The organism is Vibrio sp. G-C-1 (assembly GCF_021728015.1).
Classification (GTDB): domain Bacteria; phylum Pseudomonadota; class Gammaproteobacteria; order Enterobacterales; family Vibrionaceae; genus Vibrio; species Vibrio splendidus.
The window spans coordinates 203,130-227,603 of the sequence record NZ_JAKKCR010000004.1; the positions used below are offsets into that span (position 1 = coordinate 203,130).

General features: G+C 43.4%; 23 protein-coding genes and 1 pseudogene. 9 read left to right on the top strand and 15 right to left on the bottom strand.

The features are described 5' to 3' along the window. Nucleotides 1–110: 110 nt before the first annotated feature. On the bottom strand, nt 111–3,278 hold the full coding sequence (locus L3V36_RS08255) for a glycosyl hydrolase family 18 protein (protein WP_208775316.1): 3,168 nt from the start codon (nt 3,276–3,278) through the stop codon (nt 111–113). A 450-nt stretch (nt 3,279–3,728) separates the two neighbouring features. Here L3V36_RS08255 and L3V36_RS08260 point away from each other — a divergent pair, with 450 nt between their 5' ends. After that, complete coding sequence (locus L3V36_RS08260; RefSeq protein ID WP_004731433.1) at nt 3,729–5,315, top strand: BCCT family transporter; 1,587 nt, start codon at nt 3,729–3,731, stop codon at nt 5,313–5,315. A 120-nt stretch (nt 5,316–5,435) separates the two neighbouring features. Here the strand turns inward: L3V36_RS08260 and L3V36_RS08265 are convergent, their stop codons facing one another. Next, nucleotides 5,436–5,798: a RidA family protein gene (locus L3V36_RS08265; protein WP_102462811.1), complete on the bottom strand. Its 363-nt coding sequence runs from the start codon at nt 5,796–5,798 to the stop codon at nt 5,436–5,438. A 113-nt stretch (nt 5,799–5,911) separates the two neighbouring features. After that, nucleotides 5,912–6,676 (bottom strand): PhzF family phenazine biosynthesis protein, encoded by a 765-nt coding sequence (locus L3V36_RS08270; protein ID WP_208775347.1) that lies wholly within the window; start codon nt 6,674–6,676, stop codon nt 5,912–5,914. Nucleotides 6,677–6,873: 197 nt separating this feature from the next. Here L3V36_RS08270 and L3V36_RS08275 point away from each other — a divergent pair, with 197 nt between their 5' ends. Beyond that, nucleotides 6,874–7,320 carry a DUF417 family protein gene (locus L3V36_RS08275; protein ID WP_102495030.1) on the top strand — a complete coding sequence of 149 codons (447 nt, stop codon included), beginning with the start codon at nt 6,874–6,876 and terminating at the stop codon, nt 7,318–7,320. A 176-nt stretch (nt 7,321–7,496) separates the two neighbouring features. Here the strand turns inward: L3V36_RS08275 and L3V36_RS08280 are convergent, their stop codons facing one another. From L3V36_RS08280 to L3V36_RS08320, 9 genes are all read right to left on the bottom strand, one after another. Beyond that, on the bottom strand, nt 7,497–7,781 hold the full coding sequence (locus L3V36_RS08280; protein WP_065682785.1) for a YciI family protein: 285 nt from the start codon (nt 7,779–7,781) through the stop codon (nt 7,497–7,499). 44 nt (nt 7,782–7,825) lie between these two features. Next, a complete protein-coding gene (locus tag L3V36_RS08285; RefSeq protein WP_208775315.1) occupies nt 7,826–8,344 on the bottom strand; it encodes a GNAT family N-acetyltransferase in 519 nt (172 codons plus the stop codon). Between the two features lie 70 nt (nt 8,345–8,414). Then, entirely contained in the window at nt 8,415–8,879 is a 465-nt protein-coding gene (locus tag L3V36_RS08290; protein WP_208775313.1) for an acyltransferase, read from the bottom strand. Between the two features lie 125 nt (nt 8,880–9,004). After that, the gene (locus tag L3V36_RS08295) at nt 9,005–9,154 is read right to left on the bottom strand and encodes a hypothetical protein (RefSeq protein ID WP_004731446.1); all 150 of its coding nucleotides are present in this window, start codon (nt 9,152–9,154) and stop codon (nt 9,005–9,007) included. A 145-nt stretch (nt 9,155–9,299) separates the two neighbouring features. Continuing rightward, a complete protein-coding gene (locus L3V36_RS08300) occupies nt 9,300–9,815 on the bottom strand; it encodes a GNAT family N-acetyltransferase (RefSeq protein WP_017081515.1) in 516 nt (171 codons plus the stop codon). Between the two features lie 31 nt (nt 9,816–9,846). Further along, the gene (locus tag L3V36_RS08305; protein WP_208775310.1) at nt 9,847–10,203 is read right to left on the bottom strand and encodes a hypothetical protein; all 357 of its coding nucleotides are present in this window, start codon (nt 10,201–10,203) and stop codon (nt 9,847–9,849) included. Between the two features lie 241 nt (nt 10,204–10,444). Then, nucleotides 10,445–11,692 carry a RidA family protein gene (locus tag L3V36_RS08310; protein ID WP_208775308.1) on the bottom strand — a complete coding sequence of 416 codons (1,248 nt, stop codon included), beginning with the start codon at nt 11,690–11,692 and terminating at the stop codon, nt 10,445–10,447. Nucleotides 11,693–12,313: 621 nt separating this feature from the next. Next, a complete protein-coding gene (locus L3V36_RS08315; protein ID WP_151408439.1) occupies nt 12,314–12,784 on the bottom strand; it encodes a hypothetical protein in 471 nt (156 codons plus the stop codon). 32 nt (nt 12,785–12,816) lie between these two features. Next, complete coding sequence (locus L3V36_RS08320) at nt 12,817–13,701, bottom strand: AraC family transcriptional regulator (protein ID WP_017108095.1); 885 nt, start codon at nt 13,699–13,701, stop codon at nt 12,817–12,819. Between the two features lie 193 nt (nt 13,702–13,894). Here L3V36_RS08320 and L3V36_RS08325 point away from each other — a divergent pair, with 193 nt between their 5' ends. From L3V36_RS08325 to L3V36_RS08350, 6 genes are all read left to right on the top strand, one after another. Next, nucleotides 13,895–15,043 carry an iron-containing alcohol dehydrogenase gene (locus L3V36_RS08325; RefSeq protein ID WP_208775307.1) on the top strand — a complete coding sequence of 383 codons (1,149 nt, stop codon included), beginning with the start codon at nt 13,895–13,897 and terminating at the stop codon, nt 15,041–15,043. A gap of 225 nt (nt 15,044–15,268) precedes the next feature. Next, nucleotides 15,269–16,015, top strand: a complete 747-nt coding sequence (locus tag L3V36_RS08330) for an amino acid ABC transporter ATP-binding protein (protein WP_017078274.1) — start codon at nt 15,269–15,271, stop codon at nt 16,013–16,015. Next, nucleotides 16,015–16,812, top strand: a complete 798-nt coding sequence (locus tag L3V36_RS08335; RefSeq protein WP_017072207.1) for an amino acid ABC transporter permease — start codon at nt 16,015–16,017, stop codon at nt 16,810–16,812. Before L3V36_RS08330 ends, L3V36_RS08335 begins: the two co-directional genes overlap by 1 nt. 12 nt (nt 16,813–16,824) lie before the next feature. Beyond that, nucleotides 16,825–17,634, top strand: coding sequence for a transporter substrate-binding domain-containing protein (locus tag L3V36_RS08340; RefSeq protein WP_012600468.1), 810 nt, complete (start codon nt 16,825–16,827; stop codon nt 17,632–17,634). 133 nt (nt 17,635–17,767) lie between these two features. Then, entirely contained in the window at nt 17,768–18,694 is a 927-nt protein-coding gene (locus L3V36_RS08345) for an amino acid ABC transporter permease (RefSeq protein ID WP_017081503.1), read from the top strand. A gap of 192 nt (nt 18,695–18,886) precedes the next feature. Then, the gene (locus tag L3V36_RS08350; RefSeq protein ID WP_102512046.1) at nt 18,887–19,831 is read left to right on the top strand and encodes an ADP-ribosylglycohydrolase family protein; all 945 of its coding nucleotides are present in this window, start codon (nt 18,887–18,889) and stop codon (nt 19,829–19,831) included. Between the two features lie 249 nt (nt 19,832–20,080). Here the strand turns inward: L3V36_RS08350 and L3V36_RS08355 are convergent, their stop codons facing one another. Further along, nucleotides 20,081–22,087, bottom strand: coding sequence for a TonB-dependent siderophore receptor (locus L3V36_RS08355; RefSeq protein WP_208775305.1), 2,007 nt, complete (start codon nt 22,085–22,087; stop codon nt 20,081–20,083). 20 nt (nt 22,088–22,107) lie between these two features. On the opposite strand from L3V36_RS08355, the gene L3V36_RS08360 reads away from it, so the two are divergent. Beyond that, nucleotides 22,108–23,310 (top strand): AraC family transcriptional regulator, encoded by a 1,203-nt coding sequence (locus L3V36_RS08360; RefSeq protein WP_208775304.1) that lies wholly within the window; start codon nt 22,108–22,110, stop codon nt 23,308–23,310. Nucleotides 23,311–23,411: 101 nt separating this feature from the next. Here the strand turns inward: L3V36_RS08360 and L3V36_RS08365 are convergent, their stop codons facing one another. Continuing rightward, nucleotides 23,412–23,957 (bottom strand): hypothetical protein, encoded by a 546-nt coding sequence (locus tag L3V36_RS08365; protein ID WP_102444217.1) that lies wholly within the window; start codon nt 23,955–23,957, stop codon nt 23,412–23,414. 88 nt (nt 23,958–24,045) lie between these two features. Further along, nucleotides 24,046–24,459: pseudogene (locus tag L3V36_RS08370) on the bottom strand (GNAT family N-acetyltransferase). Between the last annotated feature and the right edge of the window lie 15 nt (nt 24,460–24,474).

The window sequence follows — 24,474 nt, forward strand, 5'->3', positions numbered from 1 at the left end:
AGTTGATGACTTAAATTACACTAAAACCCTGATAAATAGACTTAAAAGCATTCGTATTTACTGGCTATTACTGCGATCTATTGTCTATAAATGGATTAGTTAGCATTAAATTAAGAACAAACCTGAGTCCAGCTACCATCACTACCCGGTTCAGAACTTGTCCACCAGTTCGCTTGGTAAATACTACCGTTATGAACCACTTGGTCGCCAGTGTTTGCATGGCTTGGGTTACCCGCCCAATCTTTCTGAGGTAAGTCTGGGTAAACCGCTAAACCGGCTGTATCGCATGTACCTGGGTTTGTGCCGCCATCGCCAGGGTTACCGCCACCTGAACTGATATCACCTAATGGTAGGTCTGGTTGCTCAAAGCTAAAGGCATAATCGATACCGTTCACGCTTACTGCATAGTTAGCAGGGCCTGAGATTGGCAAGTAATACACCATATCTAGCTCATACACGCCACCAGCTGGAAGCTCTTCCCATGTAGGCAAAGTAAACGCCACTCGGTGCATGGTTCCATCTAATCCACCAATGTTATCAGCACGAGTATGACCCGAAGCAATCACCGTTAAACCACCACCCGATTGATCTTTTGCGTTATCAGGTGCTGACACTGGGATATCGAATTGGAACTCGGTACCACCCGGAAGTGCTTGGCCTGTGTTGTTTGTAAACGTGATCTTAGGGTTAATTGGGTAGTTTTGGTCACCGACTTTGAAGCCACCAACTGAAACCATAATATCTAACGCTTCTGTCGGGATAGCGCCAGTCGCTACCTTGTTTCCGTATGGGGTCGCAGACTTAAACTTATCGTAGATAGCTTTCGTCATTGTATTACCCATGTGGAACTCACCGTTACCGCTGTTACACGCTTGTTCGGTCGTATCGATAGACGTTCGGTTGCCACTTGCATCGAGTACATAACAGTTGTAATCCCCTGCTAGTTCCCAGAACATGATACCGCCGATCTCTTTGTCGATAACGTAGTCTGCTTTCACGTTGATAGAATCTTTATCTTCCGTTGAAAGGAATACGCCCTTCTCTGCGTTCCACAACCAAGGTGCAACCGCCACGCTGTCGTAGTTTCTCGTGTAAGTGCCCGTTAGAACATCTGAAGGATCATTCACAGGATCCAGCTTGTAAGCCTCTGCATAAGAACCCCAAATGCCTTTCTCTAGGTTCTTCGCGTGCCACATTGGGTTAGAACCCGCGCCCATTTCGTTACCTTTTGGATCGGTATCGTGCCACATGTTGTCGATACCAATTGCACCATGGCCACAGTTATTCTTCTCACCTTCCCCCGTACCTGCTGAACATTCAGCTTGGTTTGGAAGTGCAGCTCGGCCCCAAAGACCATTTTCGCCTCCGGTTACACCTTGCCAACCACGAGTGTAGTAAGGCACACCGATATTAATACGACCTGCTGGCATAGAACCACGGAAGTAATGGTAAGCCCAATCCGTGTTCAGATAACCGATACCACCGTAAGCCGCGGTGCCGTAAACGTTCCACTGTGCTAACTCTGAATCTTTACCCGTATCAAACAAGGCTGCGTTATGACCTACGTGATCATTCCACGCACCGTGAAGGTCGTAAGACATGATGTTTACGTAATCGAGGTACTTAGTCACATCGAACGTTTCCATACCGCGCAACAGGTAACCAGAAGAAGGCGCCGCGATCGTTAACATGTAATGATTGCCATCTTGCGCAGACGCCGCATCAAGCTTCTCACGAAGCACTTTCATCAAGACTTGGTACGAAGCCCACAGGTATTGGCGACGCGGCTCCATGAAGTCTTTGTCGTACGGATTACCAGCACCCGCCATAGAGGTTGGGTATTCATAATCAATATCTAGACCATCGAACTGGTACTTACGAAGCATTTCAACCGCTGAAGTGGCGAATGTTTCGATGCCTTGATGGTTAATAGAACCGTCGGCGTTGGTCGTCATTGTGTAGAAACCACCATCAGCTACTCGGCTACCGTCTGTCGCGAAATGACCACCGGTTTCAGCCCAACCACCGATTGAGATTAAAGTCTTAACATCGTGTTTTTTCTTAGCGGTCGCTAATGCACCGAAGTGACCTTTGAAGCCTAAGGTAGGATCAACTTCAACGCCCGGCCACTCTTTACCAACCGCTGCGTTGTTCGGATCATTCACATCACCCACGTTTACTTTGCCATCTGAGCCAATGCTCACGAAAGCGTAGTTAATGTGTGTAAGTTGTTCCCAAGGGATGTCATTTACTAGGTAAGCAGCTTGTGGGTCGTCCCCTGCACGCCAACTTGTGAAGTAACCAATGACACGACGTGGGTGATCCGCGCCCATTTTCTCACGACCTTCATCATCGTAAATCGTACAGTAAGGAACATCGACACCTTGAGTTTGATATAAGCCATCAGGTCGACAAGTACTCACCGTGGGTGCGCCATTCACCGTCAAAGAAGCCAGCGCTGAATCTGTCGTTGCCCCTTGATTGTCAGTCGCTTTTGCGTAAACCCCTAAAGAACCCGCTTGAGTGGTTGTGTAATCAAGCGTGTAAGGGCTAGTTGCAGCTGTGCCAATAAGAGCGCCTGCCACATAGAAATCTACCTTATTAACCGTGCCATCGCTGTCTGCTGCTGTTGCGGTAAGCGTTACTACACCACCAACATCGACCGAAGCTGCTGAAAGCGCAACCGAAACTGTCGGTGCTTCATTTCCTGGCAGAGCTGAATCAACAACCACTGAAACTTCACTAGCAAGGCTTGCCGCACCTTCGTTGTCTGTCGCGACAACAGAAACCTGATGATTACCCGACGTTGCAGCCCACGTTGCTTCAAATGGCGCCGCTGTAACAACCGCGACCGAAGAACCATCAACAAAGAATTCTACGGAAGCAACACTACCATCAGCGTCCAGTGCTGTTGCGCTTAATACGACATTGTCGCCTTCAACAATCACATCTGATGCTGTAGGCGTTGTTAATGAAGCCGTTGGTGCTTCGTTTGGTGTACCACCACCGCCATTACCACTACACACATCGACTTTCTTCCATTGTGCGTAATCGCCTTCAAATTGGCTTGGGTTGTTATTTTGATTCCAGTAGTTTGCTGAGTACGCGCTGCCGTCATGTGAAACCTGATCACCACCGGTATATACAGTGGCAGAGTCCCACGTTTCAAACGTTGAGCAATCCACAGCCGCATAGCTATTGAACGCCATTAAGCATGACGCGGTGAGAGTACTTAGTGTAAAAACCTTCTTGGCTACTCTTCCTTGGTTTAGGTGCATGTTAGCTATCCCTTAAGTTGTTGTTTCAAGATGTTTAATTTAAATGGGGCTTTACTCACCACTTAAATCTCTTCGCAAAACAACTGTAGGTAACAACGCAAACTTAACACCTAAAATATTCTCTATTTATAAAATGACTCGCATTAATTTGTTTATAGCATGCAATGAGTCGACACTTATTTTGCACCAACAACTAATATTAATTTATTTCGGAAAGCTAAAAAATAATGTCTCAAAAATCAGAAATGTGACTCAGCGTTGAGAAAAAATTCGTATCAAAACTAACCAAAAAGTAGAGATTTACAGTCGATTTGGCTTTCTTTTTGGAATTCGCCCACCTTTTGATAACAAATGTGTTAGTATCTGCGGCTTTTTTGACGAACCTCACACTTCTATGCAAGTGTGGGAGAAATACATAGGCTTGAAAGAGCCAAATATAGCGAAGAAATAATGTCCAACTTGACGCAAGTCGCCAACGAAAACATCAACGCAGAAGCTACTTCTATCGATTTCAATAAAGCTCAATCTTTGGGTGAAAAACTGGAACTCGGAAACCCAGTATTTTGGCTTAGTGGGAGTTTTTTAACCCTCTTTGTCGTCCTTGCTTTCACCAACACCTCCGTGTTGTCCGAACTTGTAAACATCGGCTTTAGTTACTCAACTAAGTGGTTCGGTGCTTTCTGGCAAGTCCTACTACTACTCAATTTCATTATCGGCTTAGTGCTTGCACTAGGACGCACAGGCCACGTTCGTTTAGGAACGCTTGCTCTCCCTGAAATGACCACCTTTAAATGGATGTCTATCGTCCTATGTACGCTGCTAGCCGGCGGTGGTGTGTTCTGGGCAGCCGCAGAGCCTATTGCTCACTTTGTTTCAGCTCCGCCACTTTATGGCAACGCTGATCCTCAAGCGATGGCGTTCAACGCCCTATCACAATCTTTCATGCACTGGGGCTTCCTTGCCTGGGCAATCTTAGGTGGTTTGTCTTCCATCGTGTTAATGCACCTGCATTACGACAAAGGTCTTCCTCTTAAGCCACGCACGCTGCTTTACCCAGTACTTGGCGACAAAGCAATCAACAGCTGGATTGGTAACGTAGTCGACGCGTGCAGCATCGTCGCTGTAGCCGCAGGTACTATCGGCCCTATCGGTTTCCTTGGACTGCAAATCAGCTACGCGTTGAGTGAACTGTTTGGTATTTCCGACAGCTTTGCAACTCAAAGTGTGGTTATCGTTTTCGCTATCGCAATGTACACACTGTCTGCATTGAGTGGCGTGAACAAAGGTATCCAACTGGTTAGCCGTTACAACATCATCTTATCAGTGTGCCTAATCGGCTACATTCTGCTAGTAGGCCCAACGAGCTTCATCATTGATGGCTACCTACAAGGTATGGGCGAAATGGTGGATAACTTCATCCCAATGGCACTGTACCGCCAAGATACAGCGTGGCTAGGTGGCTGGACGGTATTCTTCTGGGGTTGGTTCTTAGGCTATGGTCCGATGATGGCGATCTTTATTGCTCGTATCTCACGTGGCCGTACGATTCGCCAAATGATCGTTTCTATCAGCATCGTTGCACCGCTAGTAACATGTTTTTGGTTCAGCATCGTTGGTGGTAGTGGTCTAGCGTTTGAATTAGAGAACCCAGGCGTAATTTCTAGCGCGTTCGAAGGCTTTAACCTTCCTGCTGTGCTACTGGCAATTACCGCTCAACTGCCGTTCCCTACTTTGATTGCGATTCTGTTCCTTATCCTTACGACCACGTTCATCGTGACAACAGGTGACTCGATGACTTACACCATCAGTGTGGTAATGACAGGCACTACAGAGCCAAACGCAGCCGTACGTACCTTCTGGGGTATCATCATGGGTGCAGTAGCTATCGCGCTTATCTCAATGGGTTCTGGCGGTATCTCTGCCCTACAGTCGTTCATTGTGATCACAGCCGTTCCTGTATCGTTTATCTTGTTACCGTGTTTATGGCACGCACCGAAGATCGCGAAACAGATGGCCAGAGATCAAGGTCTCGCTTAATGCCTAATCCGATTTAGTTTCGGATAACCTAGAACACTAAAAAGCCACTCAAGTGATTCACCTGAGTGGCTTTGTTGTATTTATAACGTTCTATAAGGTTGTTGGTACCAGTATCTTCAATTACTGGAATTTTTCACCTGCAGCAACCATAAACGACATCTCAACCAATAGTTCTGGGTTGGCCAGTTCAGCTTTTACACATGCACGGCTTGGCGCGCTGCCCTCAGGGAACCACGAGTCCCACACTTCATTCAATGCATCAAAGTTAGCAAAATCTGTTAGGTAAATCGTTACCGACAATACGCGAGATTTGTCACTGTCTACCAAGCTCATCATTTCTTCAGCTTGATCAAAAATTTGCTGAACCTGACTCTTAATTCCTGCCGTTGTATCCGTCTCTGGTACCTCAACAAAACTTGCGATGCCATTAAATACAGTTACATCTGACCAACGTTTGGTCGGGTTAATTCTATGGATTTTCACGGTCAATTCTCTTCTTATAATTAGGGATTTACGTCAACGTAATCTAATCCAAATTCCTAATATTGAAAACATAAATTAGAAAGCTCTGCCTCTCCAGTGAGATCACCATTCTCTTATGGACGGCATTCAACTCGTGCCGACACCACAATTGAAGAGTCTGTCTTCCTCTCAACTTCAAAACAACCACCAGAGCTTGAAAGCTGACGAACTGAAAGCTTGTCTTTCCCTAGCTTATCAAACCAATATGGAGCCAGTGAACATTGTGCCGAACCTGTTGCTAAATCCTCCGAAATACCGATTTTCGGAGCAAAATAGCGCAGAACATAACTGTCATCTGAGCTTTTGGCTGTCACCATCACTGCATGCAGATCTTTAATTTTTTTATACAATTCAAAGTCAGGCGAAAAATTCTTTACGGCTTCCTCTGATTCCAAAATCAGCACTAAATCTCTTGTAGAAAAAGCTTCGACAACAGATTGATTTAAAGCCGCCAAATCAATAGAAACATCGTGTAACTGCGAGTAAGGTTTACCCTTCCAGCTTGGCAGCTCTATTTGAGACAAGCCTTCCTTTCTAGAAATCACGACCTGTCCATAATCACTATTTAGGGTAACCTCATTGAACTTATACTTTTCGATCAAACTAGTGCCTGCAGCCAAACTTCCGTGACCACAAAGGTTTATCTCACCATCTAAGGCAAACCAACGAATATCGAAAGCATTCCCTGATTTCACGACGAAAGCTGTGATTGGCAGTGTGAGTTGATGCGTTACTTCCAGTAATTCCGAGTCGGCTAACCATTGGCCAAGTTCTACGACCCCACAAGGGTTACCTTTCGCTGACTCCCCACCAAATACATCATATATAAGCGCTTTGATAACCTATCTCCTTATTCTGTCATCTAAAGCTCTCATTAAAAGCTCTAGTTTCTTTTTCTTTACACAAATCATTAGCATAGAGAACACCAAAAGTTGCCAAGCATTATGATTCATACAGAAAACTAATACTCTCATAGCGAAATTAATTTTGCACTAGTGCGGTCATATTCAGGGATTTTATTAAATGGAGTACTTTTATGCATGTTCAAACCTATGATTTAAAACAGAGTAATGTCGGATACAACCTAGGCGTGATTGGCGTAGCATTAGTGTTAGCTTGGATTGGTATTTACAAATTTACACCAACTGAAGCGATGCTTATAGAACCGCTAATCGCAAACCACCCAGCAATGAACTGGCTTTACAATCTGTTCTCGGTACAAGCTGTGTCTAACATGGTGGGTGGTGCAGAGATCATCGTCGCGATTGGATTGATCGTTGGATTTAAGAAACCGACAATTGCTTTCTACTCAGGCATTGCGGCAGCGGCTATCTTTGTTGTGACACTCAGCTTCCTAATTACAACGCCAAACGCTTGGAAAGTATCGGATGGCATCTTAGTCACTAACTTCTTCCTAGTGAAAGATATTCTATTTTTGGCGATCGCGATTAGCGTAATCGAACGTAACAAATCTCAGAAGTAACCGTAAATCTATAAGTGGCCGAAACTAGAAGTAACCTTAAACCTGAAAATAAAAAGGCTCGAAGCTGGCTAGAAGGACGCTGCCAGCTTCTAATATATAAGGCGATAATCTAGATAATAAAGTTTAATTAAAATAACAAGTTAAGATATTAATTAACTTCGTAGAATAAATGCACTCTATAACAAAAACTCGAACTCTTGAGACGCCTTGGTCGGCAATATCTCGATTACTTCATACTTAGCGATATTCTCTCGTAGAAAGGGATCCTCGGTCAAAATCATGTCTAACTGTTCCCTGTTACTAAGCGTGGATAAAATAACACCACCAGTTCGAGGGTTCTTACGACCCGACAACTGAAAGTGCCCGAGTTCATACTGCTTGTTTAAAAACTCAACATGTTCTGGAATGAAGCGATCTACTTCTTCCAAAGGCACTTGGTATTCAAGAGAAACAATAAACATAATCTTTCCTTACTATAAGATGAGTTAACATTGAAAGTATTCAGTTACACAGATAACGCTTTGCGATAATAATGAGCATCTTGAGCCTTCCCTTTGAACACGGCGTAACTTTCAACGCGTTCAACTAAATCAAATCCTGTATTGGATAATATTTTATTTGAGCCGACATTACCCACTAACGCATAGGCATCAACATATTTAAGGGATGAGTGCTCGGCCAAGTAGATAAGTAACTTCCTCACCGCGTTAGACGCAATACCCTTAGAACCAAAGGAATGACCTACTCGATAACCTAGTTCTCCACTTCCAGCGTTCTGGTCGATATCACGAACATTGATTCGCCCACAAATAGTGCCATTAGCGTCTTTGACCAACATAGGAATCATCTCTCCATTGTCATACTCTGTTAGAAAGCTTGTGATTTGCTCGACAACACCCGTATTAGAATAGAAACGGTCTTCCCGAGCTGGAACAAATTGCTCAAACCATTCTCTGTTTTCGATTTCAAATTCCAATAAAGCACTAACATCGCTTGGGTGAAGTACGTGTAAAAATACATCCATAATCAATACTCTGTCGCTTATCTAAAAAGCCGCACCTTATGATTCATACAGCTCAGCTTGTCTTATGAATCTAAAGTAAGTCTCTTAACTTCTTAGCAGGGTTGCCTGCATAAATACCTTTCTCAGTGATGTCTTTTGTCACCACACTGCCCGCGCCGATTACCACCCCTTCGCAAACACTGACAGGCAACACTGTCGCATTAGAACCGATGGTAACGTTATTTTCGATAACGGTACGTCCCCAACTGTCTGGGTTTGGATCTGGTTTGCCATCTTTGAACAAGTCATTGGCAAACATCACCCCGTGCCCAACAAAGCAGTCACTTCCGATAGTCACATACTCGCAAATAAAGGTGTGAGATTGAATCTTACTTCTCTCGCCTATCACGGTGTTCTTTTGAATCTCAACAAAAGGGCCAACGAACACATCATCTTTAAGCTCACAGCCATAAACGTTGCTTGGTTCGATGATCGTGACATTCTTGCCACAGGTAATGTCAGTAATCTGTACCTTTAACACTCTTGGACTTGCCATACTTCACTTCTTATCGACGTTAGCGTCACAACTCTACATAAGCGATTGTGCCGTAACCATTTAAGCACAAGCAAGTTGGAGTAGAGAGAGTTGGCAGTGGATCAAACATTCCACGAGTCTGTTTACTAAAACAACCCAACCAGCAAAACTGACAATAACACTCCACTGATAAAACTTGGGGCATGAAATGGGCGAGCTTTAGATTTTACGTACTCTTTCTGAAGATCTTCTTGATAAGTTTTAACAGCGAGTTCTTTTACGTAGTTATTTTGCATAATAAGCTCCTTCTTAATCAGTAAGAGAAGCTTAAGACTTGAAGTTAGGTTGAGGTAAAGTGAAAATTCAAATTAATTGAACACTTTATTTCGCAAGACCTTCTAATGTTCATTAGTCTAGAAGTTTAAGTGACAGACAAGAAGACTAGAGCTGAGATCGGTACACACACAACTCACGATCTTCGCCATGAATTTTGCGTATCTGTTTCTCGACGAATTCGACGCCGAGCTTGCAGATAACTGACTCTGAGCGTTTATTTTCAGACAAGTGCATCACTTCCAGCCCTGTTAATCCCAAATGAGCTTTACTATGTTCCACTAGCGCAGAAGAAGCTTCATACGCGATACCCTGTCCCCAAAACGGAACACCAAGCCAATAGCCAAGAATACCAACACCATCGACTAAACTAGGAAAGCTAACCGCACCAATGATCTCATCGTTACCTTTAAGAGTTATCGCATAAATCACACCCTTTCCTTCATTAAAGAAAGACTCGTGCGTGTTAATCCATTCGATCGCCATATTGGTTTTGTATGGATGAGGGATCGCTGCCGTCATATCCGCAATCACTTTCTCACCCGCTAGTTCAGCGACGCGCTTGCTATCACTCAACCTAAATGGCCTTAAGATTAATCGTTCTGTGATAATGTTCTGCTGCATAACCTTTCCCTCACCTATCGCCTTATAACGACTATTCAATAATGACTCTGAAGACATCGTTATTCACACCGCCAACATCTACTAACTCTCCCGGTTTCATTAGAAGCGAGGTGTTCAGCTGTCGTGTTGAACGTGGCTCTTTTGTTTCTCGAATCACTAACATATCGACAAAGTAGCCTGAGTCTTGCTTTGATATTGCGCCCGAGAAAGTAACACTCTCTTTTCTATTGGCTAGCACCGAATTAAATGTTTTATCCTCTAAAACACCTGCAGAGATGGATGTATCACCATAAAATAGCGTGATGGTTGTTGGGTCGGGAACCAACTCTTGATTGGACGAACACCCTATTAGGGTAAGGCATAGCAGTAAAATGGCTCGAAATTGCATAAGCTGGTTTTCTTTCTTACGTTAAGCGTCTGTTTTTCATATTAAAACACTTCGACTTAATAATCACCATATGTCGGGTCGAAGCTTGGTTATATTGCTTCGAATAAGTTGTGTAGCGAGGCTTGGGATTGGCAGTATCTGTGGTGAGTTAGCAGATCAGACCGCCGGCTTATGTTTCGACTCAATGTTTAAGAGCTAAAGCTGGGATCTGATCGCTATTATCGAGAAAGGTGCAATTAATTTAAGCAACGACGTCTTGTGGAGGTGTACCTTCACAGTTAGAAACGACAGCATCAATTTGCACTAAAGCATTCATTGGAATTTCTGAAACCCCGACTACCGTTCTTGCAGGCAGCTCAGCATTAAAGAATGTGGTGTAGATTTCGTTTACCGCATCAATATCTGAAATATCCTTAAGTTGAATATTAATTTTCACCGTATCGTCCATGCTATGGTCAACGCTTTCAATTATCGCCTTAATATTTTTTAAACATTGCTCAGCTTGTTCTTTTGCCCCACCAGCAACAATTTCATTTGTTTTCGGATCTAAAGGTAATTGTCCTGAAATATGATTGTAGTGAGAGAAAGCAACAGTATGCGAATAAGGCATGAATGGTGCTGAAACAGTATTATTGGTTTCAATAACCAGTAAGCGAGTGTCTTCTGGTAATTGCGGCGGTGTACCGTCGCCATGTGAAACGGATGTATCAATTTGAATTAAAGCACCCATTGGTAATTCAGCTGCGTTAACAACGGTACGAGCAGGAACGTAGCTTGGGAAGAATTTAGCACATACTTCATTTACCACTTCCGCATCTGCGATATTTTTTACGTAGATAGTCGTTTTAACCACATCATTCATGAAATGTCCGATGCTTTCTAAAATAGCTTTAATGTTTGATAGACATTGGACCGTTTGCGCTTCGATACCACCATCAACCAACTCACCTGTGGTTACATCTATCGGTAACTGAGCTGAAAGATTGTTATAGTGAGAAAAAGCCGCAGTCTGCGTGGACACAGCACTTTGAGGCGCATTATCCGTATTTCTTGATACCTTAACTAATGCGCAAGGTGCTTGTGGTTTAGTGCCTTCGCCGTTTGAAATAAGAGCATCCATTTGAACTAAAGCGTCACTGTTCGGCAACGCAGCGACACCCACGACTGTACGTGTCGGAAGGCTGTTGTTAAAGAAGCTTTTGTAAACTTCATCAATAGCATCGATATCAGAAATATTCTTAACGAAAACATTAATCTTCACGACATCATCCATAACATGGTTGATGCTTTCAACAATCGCTTTAATATTATTTAAGCATTGCGTTACTTGGTCTTTAATATCACCGATGACTATCTCACCCGTTTTAGGGTCAATCGGAAGTTGAGCAGAAAAGTTATTATAATGAGAAAAAGCGACCGTTTGTGTAGATACAGAATTAATTGGTGCGTTTTCAGTATTTCTTGAAATTTTAATGATATCGCTACTCATCGGAATTATCCTTTTAATAATATAGGCATACGTATTTATATTTAACAATCGTATTGGAAAGAATGATTAAAGTAGCGCCATGTTAAGTGAATTATTTTAGGGTAAACGTGATATCCATCAGACTCTCAGTTGACTATAAATCAGCAAGTTACAGAATAATTAGTCATCAAACGACTAATTATCCGTCATACTAGGCTTTATCAACTGCTAAATTCTCTTTAATTTTAAGTCTATTCAATAATCCTGAATACTCTCTCTGAGAATACGGTGAGTAATTCCCGAAATTTAGATAATATTTGATAGGTTGTTCACACTAAAACTTCGTTACTAGCTGAATTAGTGAGTTTCTCCCCTATACCGTGCATAAACTCTTAGGCTATTTAATTAATTATTTCACCGGACTCATTACACATAAATCCGGTTAATAATATATTCAAAAATCCAATACCAACAAACTGACAATGCCTATAATTAGATACATTTACTCATATATTTAAACAAGTGAGAGGTTTAGGATTGCCTCGTAAACCTATACTAAATAGTAAAAGTGAGGTTATGTGATATAAAAACGGCGCCAAGGTTTAATTATTGACACCATAACCATAGTTTATGTTGCTCATTCTAAGGAAGAATTTCGATTGAGTTCAGTATTACTTCATCTAAGTCCCTCAAAGACTCGTTCGAATCAACCGACTCAAGATAAAATACTGCGTTAGTCTTTTTAGTTGATAGAAGCCTGATAGATGTAAAAGGGCTACTTGTATTCTGAAACTGGTACTTTAACTCCGTAAATCCATCATTTCTTACAAAAGTGGTAGAAACATCTGCATCATTGCTCAATAACTCATATAACGAACTTGATAGCGACAATAGCTGCTCTCTTGATCCCAAAGGTATTGAATAATACTCTGTCGAGATACTGAGCCTATTCAGGCCGTTAGGAGAACTGTAGATTTGAATACTCTTATCATTTGACTGATATTCTGATACCCAAGAAGGCGGAATATCGACTTGGTATTGTGAAAACGCAATTGAGTCAGCAAAAACCAATGTGGATACAAAAGCTTGTAGTAAGACAATAATACCTCTCATCTGAACTCCAGTTTAATTGTAATTTAGAAGAACTAAACCGCTCTTGGAGTAGTATTGAAGTGGCGCTTAAATTCGCGGCTGAATTGAGATGGACTGGAGTAGCCGACTCGGCGTGCAGCATCGCTAATTCGTAGACCTTCTAGTTGAATCAGTTCTTTGGCTTTGTTAAGCCTGACCTTCTTCAAATATTGAAGCGGTGATTCAAAAGTGACATTACGAAACGCATTGTGGAAGGCAGACACACTCATGTTGGCTTCGTCGGCAAGCGATTGAACAGTAATAGTTTGGTCGTACTCTTCATGCACTTTAGATAGTGCTTTAGCGACACGTGCGTAATGGCCGTCATGATGAGCCAAATCAAACAGCACTCGCCCTTCTGAACCGGTTAAGGCACGGTAGACAATTTCGCTGACCATGGCATCACCCAATATGTTGGCTTCGATGTCGCAATGCAGCATTTTCACCAATCGAGTAAAACTTTCTAGCATTTGCTCTTCCATCGGCGTGGACTCTAAGCCGCTAGAATTCTGTTTGTGCTTATTGCAGTAGCTCTCAAGAAAGCCTTGGTCTTCTAACTTTTTTACCAAGCTGTGCAGGCGTTGAGAGTCAATGTTGATAGATAAACCAAGCAATGGTTCACCATTAACAGGCAAGGCCTCACACTCCAACGGCATTGGCACACCTACTACAAGGTAATCACCAGCTGCGTAAGTGACTGGGCGTTCGCCAATATAGATGTTCTTTTTACCTTGCCCCAGCATTATGATGCCAGATTGGTAAGTAAAAGGCTGGCGCTGATTGCCGCCGCTGCTTCTATATAACCACACGCCGTCAATTTCTGTTTCTCTGATCCCTTCAAGATCATCCCAACCTTTGTGTTCAACGTAAGACTGTAATAACTGCGCGAGTTCTTTCATAAGTGGCGACTTTCCATTCCAAGTGCTAAGAGTATGTAAGCTAAAGCAGAGGAAGAATATCAATTTTGTAGAAATAGGCAATTTATTTGGAGAAACAGCCCTTCATTACCCCGAATGACTGTACTAATATGCAAATATAGAAATTGAGCAATAAACCAAAATAACAAATTTAGCTTTACACAAGGAATCTCTAATGCAATTCACTTATGTTAACCCTACAGTTATCCACTTCGGCCAAGGCCAAATCAACGCTATCAGCCAAGCGGTTGATACTTCTAAGAAAGTGCTAGTCATCTACGGTGGCGGTTCAATCAAAAGCAACGGTGTTTACGACCAAGTTGTAGCTTCTCTAAAGGATCACGCTTGGATTGAGTTCGCAGGTGTTGAAGCTAACCCAACGAAAGAGACGCTAGATAAAGCCGTCGCTCTTGTTAAAGAAGAAAACGTAGAATTCATTATCGCTGTGGGCGGTGGTTCGGTAATCGACGGTTCTAAATACGTTGCTGCAGCGGCTAAATACGACGGCGACGGTTGGGATATCCTAGCGGGCAAACACCAAGTAACTGAAGCAACTCCTATTGGTGCAATACTGACACTTCCTGCGACAGGTTCTGAATCTAACATGGGTGCGGTAATCACTCGTAAAGAGACTCAAGAGAAACTGGCATTCATGAACCCTGCGGTACAGCCTAAATTTGCGGTTATGGACCCAGACGTAATGAAGTCTCTGCCAGAGCGCCAACTGATCAACGGTCTAGTTGATGCATGGGTTCACGTATGTGAGCAATACATCACAATGCCAACAGACGCGATGGTTCAAGACGGTTACGCAGAAACACTGCTTAAGAACCTACTTGTACTGGGTAAGCAATACGACGAGCGTGACAACGACGCATGGCGTGCAAACCTAATGTGGACTGCAAACCAAGCGCTTAACGGCCTGATTGGTACGGGTGTTCCTCAAGATTGGGCAACACACATGATTGGCCATGAGTTCACAGCACTATGGCACGTAGACCACGCACGTTCTCTTGCGATTGTTCAACCTTCACTACTTCGTAATCAAATCGAAGCGAAGCGTGGCAAGCTAGAGCAAATGGGTCGCAACGTATTTGACCTAGAAGCGGGTGCTGATTTAGCCGAGCGTACAATCGCGGCAATCGAAGCCTTCTACCACAGCCTAGACGTTCCAACCATGTTCGACGGTTACGAAGCAACGAAAGCGGCAGCAATCGACAACGTTGTTGCTCAACTTGAATCACACGGTTACCTGCAACTTGGCGAAAACCAAGCAATCACGCCAGAGAAAACGCGTGAGATTTTAGAGTCTGCTATTCACTAAGAATTGCTAAAGTAGAGAGAAAGCAAAGGCAATGGTCACACAAAGATGATTTTTTACATCTGACTGAACCCATTACTTATTTCTTTCGTACAAACAAAGCAGCGTTCATTTTGGGCGCTGCTTTTTAATTTGCCCTACAAGATGCTATTAAATTCTCATAAGTCCTTAATTTTATGTGCATTCAGATTTCTATATTGGTAAGGTAAACCTGTCTCTTTACTAGGTATGAACAACGATTTGAACAATCTCAAGGAAATGGTTAAGTTTAAGTCACTTAACAAGTGGTATGGTGATTTTCATGCCCTAAAGGATATCGATTTAAATATTGAACAAGGAGAGATAGTGGTGATTTGCGGGCCATCAGGTTCGGGTAAATCAACCTTAATCCGTTGTATCAATCAGCTAGAACCTTTCGAAAGTGGCGAGCTTTGCGTGTTAGAACAAGTACTTCCGAGTAAATTTAACACACCTGGCCAAGTCGGAATGGTGTTTCAGCATTTTCATTTATTCCCCCATCTTACCGTGCTTGAAAACCTAACTCTGTCGCCGATTCGTACGCTGAAAAAAAGCAAACGAGAAGCTGAGAAGATTGCAATGCACTATCTCGAGCGCGTACACATCGCTGAACAAGCCAACAAATACCCAGTGCAACTTTCTGGCGGTCAGCAACAACGTGTAGCTATCGCCCGTTCGCTGTGCATGAAGCCTGAATTACTGCTTTTTGATGAACCGACTTCAGCGCTTGATCCGGAGATGATCAACGAAGTGCTCGACGTGATGGTTGAACTGGCGAGCGAAGGTATCACCATGGTGTGTGTGACACACGAAATGGGCTTTGCGAAACAAGTGGCCGACCGCGTTATCTTCATGGATGAAGGACAAATTGTGGAATCGAATACGCCACAAGCGCTCTTTGAAAACCCTCAACATGAACGTACTCAAGCGTTCCTAAATCAGATCCTGACTTATTGATGTTGATTCGAATTATTAAACCCGCCCTATCTGCTTTGGTACAGATTGTTGTACTGGTGGCTGCTGTTGTTTGGATTCTCGACTCTGGTGCACAAACCATGGGATACAGCTGGCAATGGGAGCGTGTGCCGGACTATATTGCTTTCTATGAAGATGGTGAATGGTGGCCTGCAGAATTAGTTGAAGGGCTGCTGGTTACCATCAATATCTCTTTGATTTCTTTGGTTGCTACGCTGGTCATTGGTTTAACGACAGCGCTGTTGAGAAACTCAAATTCTGTGGTTGGACGCACCTTAGCCACCAGCTATGTTGAGTTGATTCGTAACACGCCGTTATTAGTACAAATTTATTTGCTCTATTTTGTATTTGGCCCCGTATTAGGGCTCGATCGCTTTAGCACTGCCGTTTTAGCCTTGGCACTTTTCCAAGGCGCTTATACCGCCGAGATATTTCGTGCCGGTTTAAATGGTATTGCGAGAGGACAATTTGAAGCAGCTCAATCCTTGGGCTTATCAAAGACCTATACTTACTGGGATGTGATTCTTCCTCAGGTGGTGCAACGCACCTTGCCACCTTTGACCAATGAAGTGATCTCTCTTATTAAAAACTCTTCAATTGTGAGTGTCATGGCTATTTTTGACCTGACGACTGAAGCCAGAAACATCGTTTCTGAAACCGCGATGCCATTCGAGATTTGGTTCTCTGTGGCGATCATTTATCTTGCTCTTACACTTTCACTTTCTGCCGTTGCTGCTTGGCTTGAGCATAAGCTCGGGGCTAACTGGCGAACACAATAAGGATTTATCAGCATGAAGCTATTTAAAACCGCGATTACAGCCCTACTTGCGCTTGCCGTAAGTTTGCCTGCACTTGCTTCTGAAACGCCTAACCTCGATAAAATCAACGAACGTGGCTCACTGCGCGTTGGTATGTCGACATTTGTTCCTTGGGCGATGCGTAACAAACAAGGCGATCTCGTTGGCTTTGAAATCGACGTGGCGAAACGCCTTGCCGAAGATTCTGGTTGGAAAGTCGAATTTGTACCTACGGCATGGGACGGTATTATCCCTTCTCTATTATCGAAGAAGTTTGATGTGATCATCGGCGGTATGTCTATCACTGAAGCTCGTGCTAAAAGCGTATTGTTCACTGAACCTTACTCGCACTCTGGCGTTCAACTGGCGGCTAATAAAGAGCTAGCGGAAGGTTTTACTCAGATCTCTGATTTTGACTCTCGCCGTGTAAAAATTGCAGCACGTCGGGGAGCATTCACAGTTCAAGTCGCTCGTGAAACCTTCCCTAAAGCGAAAGTTCTACAGTTCGATGACGATGCTCAAGCATTCCAAGAAGTGTTGAACGGCAACGCACACGCGGTTATCGCGTCTAGCCCGAAACCAGAACACGAAACGATCAAAAATGCAGACACGCTATTTATTCCATTTGAAGAGCGTCTATCAAAAGGTAACGAAGCATTTGCAGTTCGCCTAGGTGAAACTGACAAGGCAGAATTCTTCAACGAATGGATCAAAGCACGTACTGAAGACGGTTGGTTGAAAGAGCGTTACGAGTACTGGTTCTCTACTCTAGATTGGCAAGACCAGATTGCTCAAGGTCAGTAATCAGAACTTTTGCTGGTGAATCGAGGCAGTGCGTTGTCTGCACTGCCTCGATTCGGCAACTTGATTCGCTTTATTGATGATTTAAAACTCAACAAAACAGCCTACTAATTATTATTGTTTAAACAGGAATGACGTGAGTAGTACTAGCGCATTGACAACACCTAAGCCCAACGTTCATATGAAGCCTTGGTATCAACGCCTTAACCTTTTGGATGGCGTGTTACTCGCTGTCATGTGTGTGTTTGCAGGCTGGCTTTATTATCGCTCTGCTGTTGGTATTAACTACCAATGGCGCTGGGAAGATGCGTTTACCCTGATTTTTATTCCGCCTTCTCAAGGCAGTATTCCCTATTTTTTCCAAGGCTTGATCGCAACGCTGCGCTTAAGTTTATGGAGTATGGTGTTAGCACTCTCTTTTGGCACATTGTTAGGTGTGGCAAGACACTCAAAGATCGCTTTCTTCAAAACACCGGCACTGATTTTCATTCAGTTGGTTCGTAATATTCCGCCGCTGGTGTTTGTCTTTATCTTTTACTTCTTTGTTTCTAACCAGCTGATCCCATTGCTTGGTTTAGAAAGCATTTTACGTGAACACAACGGCGAGATTAATGCAGTTCAAGATTTCCTGTTCGGCCCAGCTAACCTTTGGGAAAACTTGGCGTCTGGTGTTATCTGTATTGGCTTGCTCTCTTCTGCTTATATTGCTGAAGTAATTAGAGCTGGCTTAGAAGGTATTCCTAAAGGCCAATGGGAAGCGGCCGATTCACTCGGTCTGTCTGCATTGTCTAAGTATCGATTTGTAGTCGGCCCGCAAGTATTAACGGCCATTACACCGCCATTGGCTGGCCAAGCAATATCTTTGGTTAAAGACACGTCGATTGTGTCTCTGATTTCTATCCAAGAGATGACGTTTGTTGGTACTGAGATGGCAAACTCTTCAGGTTTGATCTTTGAGATCTGGCTCATTGTTGGCTTCGTATATTTTGCTTTGTGCTTTGCGCTTTCACGTCTTTTCAAAGTGATTGAGCAGCGCTCTAGTGCCTATCTCAACCATCAATAACACCACCAATCAAAAATACGAATTCACCAGACTATTCATCGCCCTTATCAATTTCACCTGATTGGTTTAAGCTATTGAACAATCAGGATTTATCCCTTCATATTTCTTCTTAGAAACACAGCAAAATGCTCGCCTAATCACTATACTTAACGTATCGAACTACGTTGATTCTTCTCAAGGACATCACTCAACATGGACAATCATAAAGAAAGAGCTTTTTACGCCGTTGTTGGCGCATTGGTTGGAGACGCTGCTTCAATGGGGCTGCACTGGCTGTATGACCAAGAGAGGATCTTACACGTGGCTGGTTTTGAGCCTGAATTTCGCTCACCGAATCGGTTCGATTATCAAGACAAAGGCTACTTTGCGCACCAAGGTAAAACCGCAGGTGAGCAATCGCAATATGGTGCTCAGTTATTGGCGATGGTCGACAGCTTAGTCGACAACCAAAAATACGATGAAGCGAACTATATTCAACATTTCCGCTTCTGGTTTGATTTTGGCGGCAGTTGGCAAGGCTACATTGATAAAGCGACGCGCATGAGTTTGCTGAACATCCATCAATTAGAACTAGAGGACGCCCCGATTACTGCCTGTGGCGCAGACGATACGCAACTTCCCGCAGTCTCGAAGATCATCCCATTGGTGGCGTGTACTTACACCTCTCACACTTTGCCAGCCATGGTAGAGAGTGCGGTGCGAGTCACTAACAATAACGACAAAGCAGTGGAGTGGGCGCAAGCCATCACCCTATTGGTTCAAGCGGCAATTCAAGGCAACTCGCCCTTGCAGTCGGTAGAAATGGTGCGACAAACCTGCAGCAGATTTATACACGATCAAATCGATGAAGCATTGGCTGAACCTGAGCTTTCGATTACAGATGCCGCGAAGAAGTTCGGATTGCATTGTGAACTGAGTGCCGCATTTCCCATGCTGATTCGCATCATTGCGGGTGCTCAGAGCTATAAGCAAGGTATTCGAGACAATATCTTATGTGGCGGTGACAGCTGCGGGCGTGCGATTGTTATTGGCGCGGTATTAGCGGCGTGTTTCTACGAAGAAGATGGTGGAATTCCAACCGAATGGCTAAAACAAGTCGAACTCAATGGCGGTGTGCTGTCTTTGCCTATTGAATGACTCCCACAATAACGAACAAGGCAAAAGCGCCTTTCTTGCTCAAGAGCTCGAAAGGCGCTTTTCTTTTCACTAGCCACCTAAAGTAATCATTAAAAGTAATCACTAAAAGTAATCACTTAAAAGAATGACTTAAATGAATGCTTAAACGACTGACTTAAAGGAATAGCTTCAGTTTTGGTCAATAAACTTTGCGGATCCCTACGACCGCCAGTTTATTGCGCTAACCAACCCTGAGAACTAGAACCTTCTCTAGAACTGATACGCAGCGGAAAGCTTGTAGTTACGACCTGGTTCATAGTCATCCAAGGTAAATCCTCTAGCCGTGCCCGAACGAGACGCGTGTGAGGTGTATTGCTCATCAAACACGTTATCGATACCAAAGGTGACAGACAATCCATCCACATTTGATGGCACCCACTGAGCATACAGATTATGAACGTCATAGCTTTCTTTGATCGGCTGACCATCGAATACATTGTCTTCGTCTTTAACAAACATTGAATTCCAACCGAAAATCGTTTCCAACGCTTCAGATTGATAGTCCAGTGTTAGCGTGATGCTGTCGCCCATATCAATACTGCGTCCATTGCCACCCGCGACAGCGCCGCCTGTGTCTTTGTTTTTAGTATCTGAACGAGCATAAGAAAGCTTGCTGTTAAACATCTCGTAACCATAAGACAAGCTCGCCTCAAAACCCTTTATCTCGACATCACCTAAGTTGTAAATCAAGTAACTCTGGTTTGCGGGTTGATACTCTTCGGTAATGTAATCATCAATATTGGTTTGGAATACAGTTAGGTTTGCGCCAATAAAGTGATTATCTAAACGTTTATCGAAGCGCACACCACCTTGGGTGTTCTGCCCTGTTTCAGCCTTAATGTCGTCAGCTAAGAACGCTGCGTCTTGGTAAGCAATAAAGGTCTCCATCAACTCGGGTCCTTTGAACAGCGAACGGGTGCTCGCGAACAGCATCCAATCTTGGGTCACGTCCCATTGCGTTGCCAACGACCATGTTACGTCGTCAAAGTCATCGTTTCCTGTTTCGGCTTTACGCTGGTAATCATCAAAACGAACACCTGCAGTGATCGAAAAGGCTTGAGTAAAGTAGAACTGGTCTTCAACAAAAAGTGCGGTAGAAATTGCTGACTCATCCATAAACTTACTGCTGCCGTAATAGCTGCTCGATGACTTGTCCATGTAGTCAAAGCCATAAGTCGCGATATTATCAAACGACATCAGGCGATAGTCCGATTGGAACTTAGCATTCAGGCCAAAGTTTTGGTTTTTCGCCGTATTGTGAGATAAGCGGTTCGATGGCCAACGCGGTGCCATAACACTTTCATCACGCTGAATCTCGGTCTCTGTGTTGTACAGAGTGACGTTACCTTGATGACTTTCGCCACGTAGCTCATAACTTGCCGTAATAGTGTCACGGTCATAATCAGTTGGAATCAGGATGTCGCTAGACAAGCCTTCGTTAGCACCACCTGACATATCTGGACGTGGGCTGTAATCACCACTATCACGATACAGATCATAAGAGAGTTCAAAGCGGTGTAAGTCACTTGGCTCAAAACCGATCTTACCGAGAATGTTGTAAACATCGCCTTCTGACCCAAAGGTTTCATTACCGGCGCCGTCTTCGAAGTTATCACGACTCATGTAGTGACTGTAAAGCATGGCATCGACGTTATCTGACAACAAACCATACACAGTGAGTGAACCTTGCTGGCTTGCGTTGGTTGCGTAGCCGCCATAAACACGAGCGCCAAAACTCTCGTCATAACGAAGCAGGTCTTTGGCATCTTTGGTTTCAAACAGTACTGAGCCACCTAACCCATTTTGCGTCACCGAGTTATTACCCACTTGAATATCCGCCGACTTCAATATGTCTGGGTTTAGGGTTAAGTTACCGATATGGTGAAACATATTTGCGTGTTGAGAAGCACCATCCAGTCGAATATCTAAGTCAGTTTCACTCAAGCCACGAATAGTAATTCGTTGGTTGACCGAGTGCGTTCCCCCAACATCAACACCAGGGATTTCACGCAGCAGATCTGACATATGGTCAGCTTGCTTGAGTGACATGTCATCGGCAATGATCGATTCAGTGTTGCTTGATACTCTCGTTCCCCACACCACGACTTCATCAAAGTGCGATGTGTTCTCTTCTGCAGTTACAGTGCTGCTAAACGCGCTGGCAATAGCAATACAGAGGGCTGAAAGCTTGATTGTTGAGCTGACGGGGCTTTCCATAAATTCAATCCTAGATGTAAATGATAATAATTCTCAAATATGATAGAGTTGTAATTTATAAATGCACAGATGATTTGCTTATGCAAAAACGCACAGATGTTATGAGGAACGGTCAAATGGGTGAAGTAACATCAAAGCAGACTAAACTTGCCGAAACGGCTGTGGCAAAAGCAAATGTAATCGCCAAAAAGTCGACATTTACTAAGAAAATAGCCCTGACCAAAAAGCTAGAACAGACGGAAAAGCAGATCATCGTGACGCAAGGCCAAACCAAGCAAACGTCACTTGCTGAGGGGAAATTCCTTTCTTACCAATACAATGACCAGATTTTTGTACATGGCGGTCGTTGTGTTGAATTGGTCGACAGCAACATCGTATCGACCGCCCACTCCGCCATCCTGATTACGATTCTTCTTGAGGGAAAACTCACCTTTGGTTACGACGATCTCGAGTTCGATCTCGATGCCAGTACAGGGCCACAAGGTGTGGTGGTGAACCTTGCCAAGCCTGCCAACTTTAGACGTTCTTTAATCCAAGGTAATAAGATAAATAAGATCAACATCTTGGTTAAGCCGCAATGGGTCGAGCCTCGTTTAAGTGACCACTGTTCTAGCAAATCATTCCTAGATTCACACAAAGCGTTTTACGAGTTAGAGCTAAACCCTGACATCATTCAATTAACGAACATATTAACCAGCCAAGCGACACCAACTAATTTTCAAGACAAGTTAATAGTCGAAACACTCACCCAACAGTTACTTGCACAAACCCTGTCGCAGATGCCGATTCAATGTTGTCAGCTATGTACTTCCGATGATGACCTCACAAATACAGAGAGCACAGATCCAGTCATCGCCTCACACAATACAAACTCGAGTGTAAACCTTGATATGGCCAGTACATCAAAGAGTTTCGATGCCAAGATTGAAGACATCATCAGCTACATTGAAATCAACCTAGATCAACAACTCAGCCTTGAAAGCATCGCGAGTAAGTTCTCGATGAGCATTTCCAATCTTCAGCGTCGATTTAAGCAATCTTACAACCTGACTATTAACGGCTATATCCGGTACCGACGTCTGGATATCGCGCGCCAACACTTAGAGCGTGGCTTGGTTTCAATAACCGAAGCGGCCTATGAAGCGGGTTATCAGCACCCTTCTAACTTCACCAGCGCCTTTAAGAAAACTTTTGGCGTTCCGCCTCAAGATATAGCAGTATAAACTTAATATCTAATGATATAAGAGCGTTGAGTTTTAGCCTTTGGAAGGCTCAAATTACAATCAACCACCTTAATGCTATTATCACCAAGGTGGCCTCTCATTTAACTGTCAGGAAAAATTAACTTCCAGTTGTCGTCGATTGCCTCAGATAAAGAAGGTTCAATAGCTTTTACATACCCCGGCAATGCTTGAATACGAATACTAAAAGATAGATCCTCATCTTGTGTCGCGTAGATTAATTCCGGCGACACTGTTACTGCATTTGCTTCAATAGCTACACTTGTCTCAATATCAATTGAGAGATGCGATTTGCCATCAACTACGTAACCACGTTCTATATTGCATCTAAATTGAGAGAGAACGTAATTTCCTGGTTTAATACCATCAAAAAGTGCATATTCTTTATCTTCATATACAAAAAACCGAAGTGTTTCTGGTTCGACGGTCTCTACTTCACCTTCATTTTCGCGTTGCATATCAAATGTAAATGTTTCGCATGGATAAGTTGAGTCATATTTAGAGATAACGGTTGCAATCGCCAACGCACCATCGCCGTGTGGACTTGCTAAAGTGTTTGTTGAATCGTTTGGAAGTGTTTTACAACCAACTACTGTACTAGCTAGTGCAATAGCTAAAATTTTCTTCATACCAAGCCTTTATGTTTCTTATTAGATATATATGCATTATGAATTATATTAAGAAAAATACTATAAATTTAATCAGTTACACTCAAACTCACACCGAAAATTCTTCTCGCACACGATTTTTTAAAATCGGTGACAATTCATTGCCAATTCCAGTCGATACGTACCACATATAAACAAACTGATCGTTTTGCGAGATGGTTTCGAAGCCAAACCTTAGATACAGATCCCCAACTTGATTACCTTGTAGGTAACAAATTTCGACTGGTTTATTGAGGCTATCAGCCTTAGTTAAGCAATCTTTCAGTACTTGGCTACCGATGCCTCTACCATGATATTCAGGCAGTAAGAAGAATCGGCAAAAATAGAAGTGGTCGCCTTTATCTTGCTGAACTTGCTAATCCCAGCCAAATACGGCTTTGATCGGTTCAAACTCAGCAGCCTTCTTAAGCTCGAACAGAAATTCATAATCTGATGACTGAGCGGGTCTTGCTGAATGCTTCAAACACCTCCAACAATA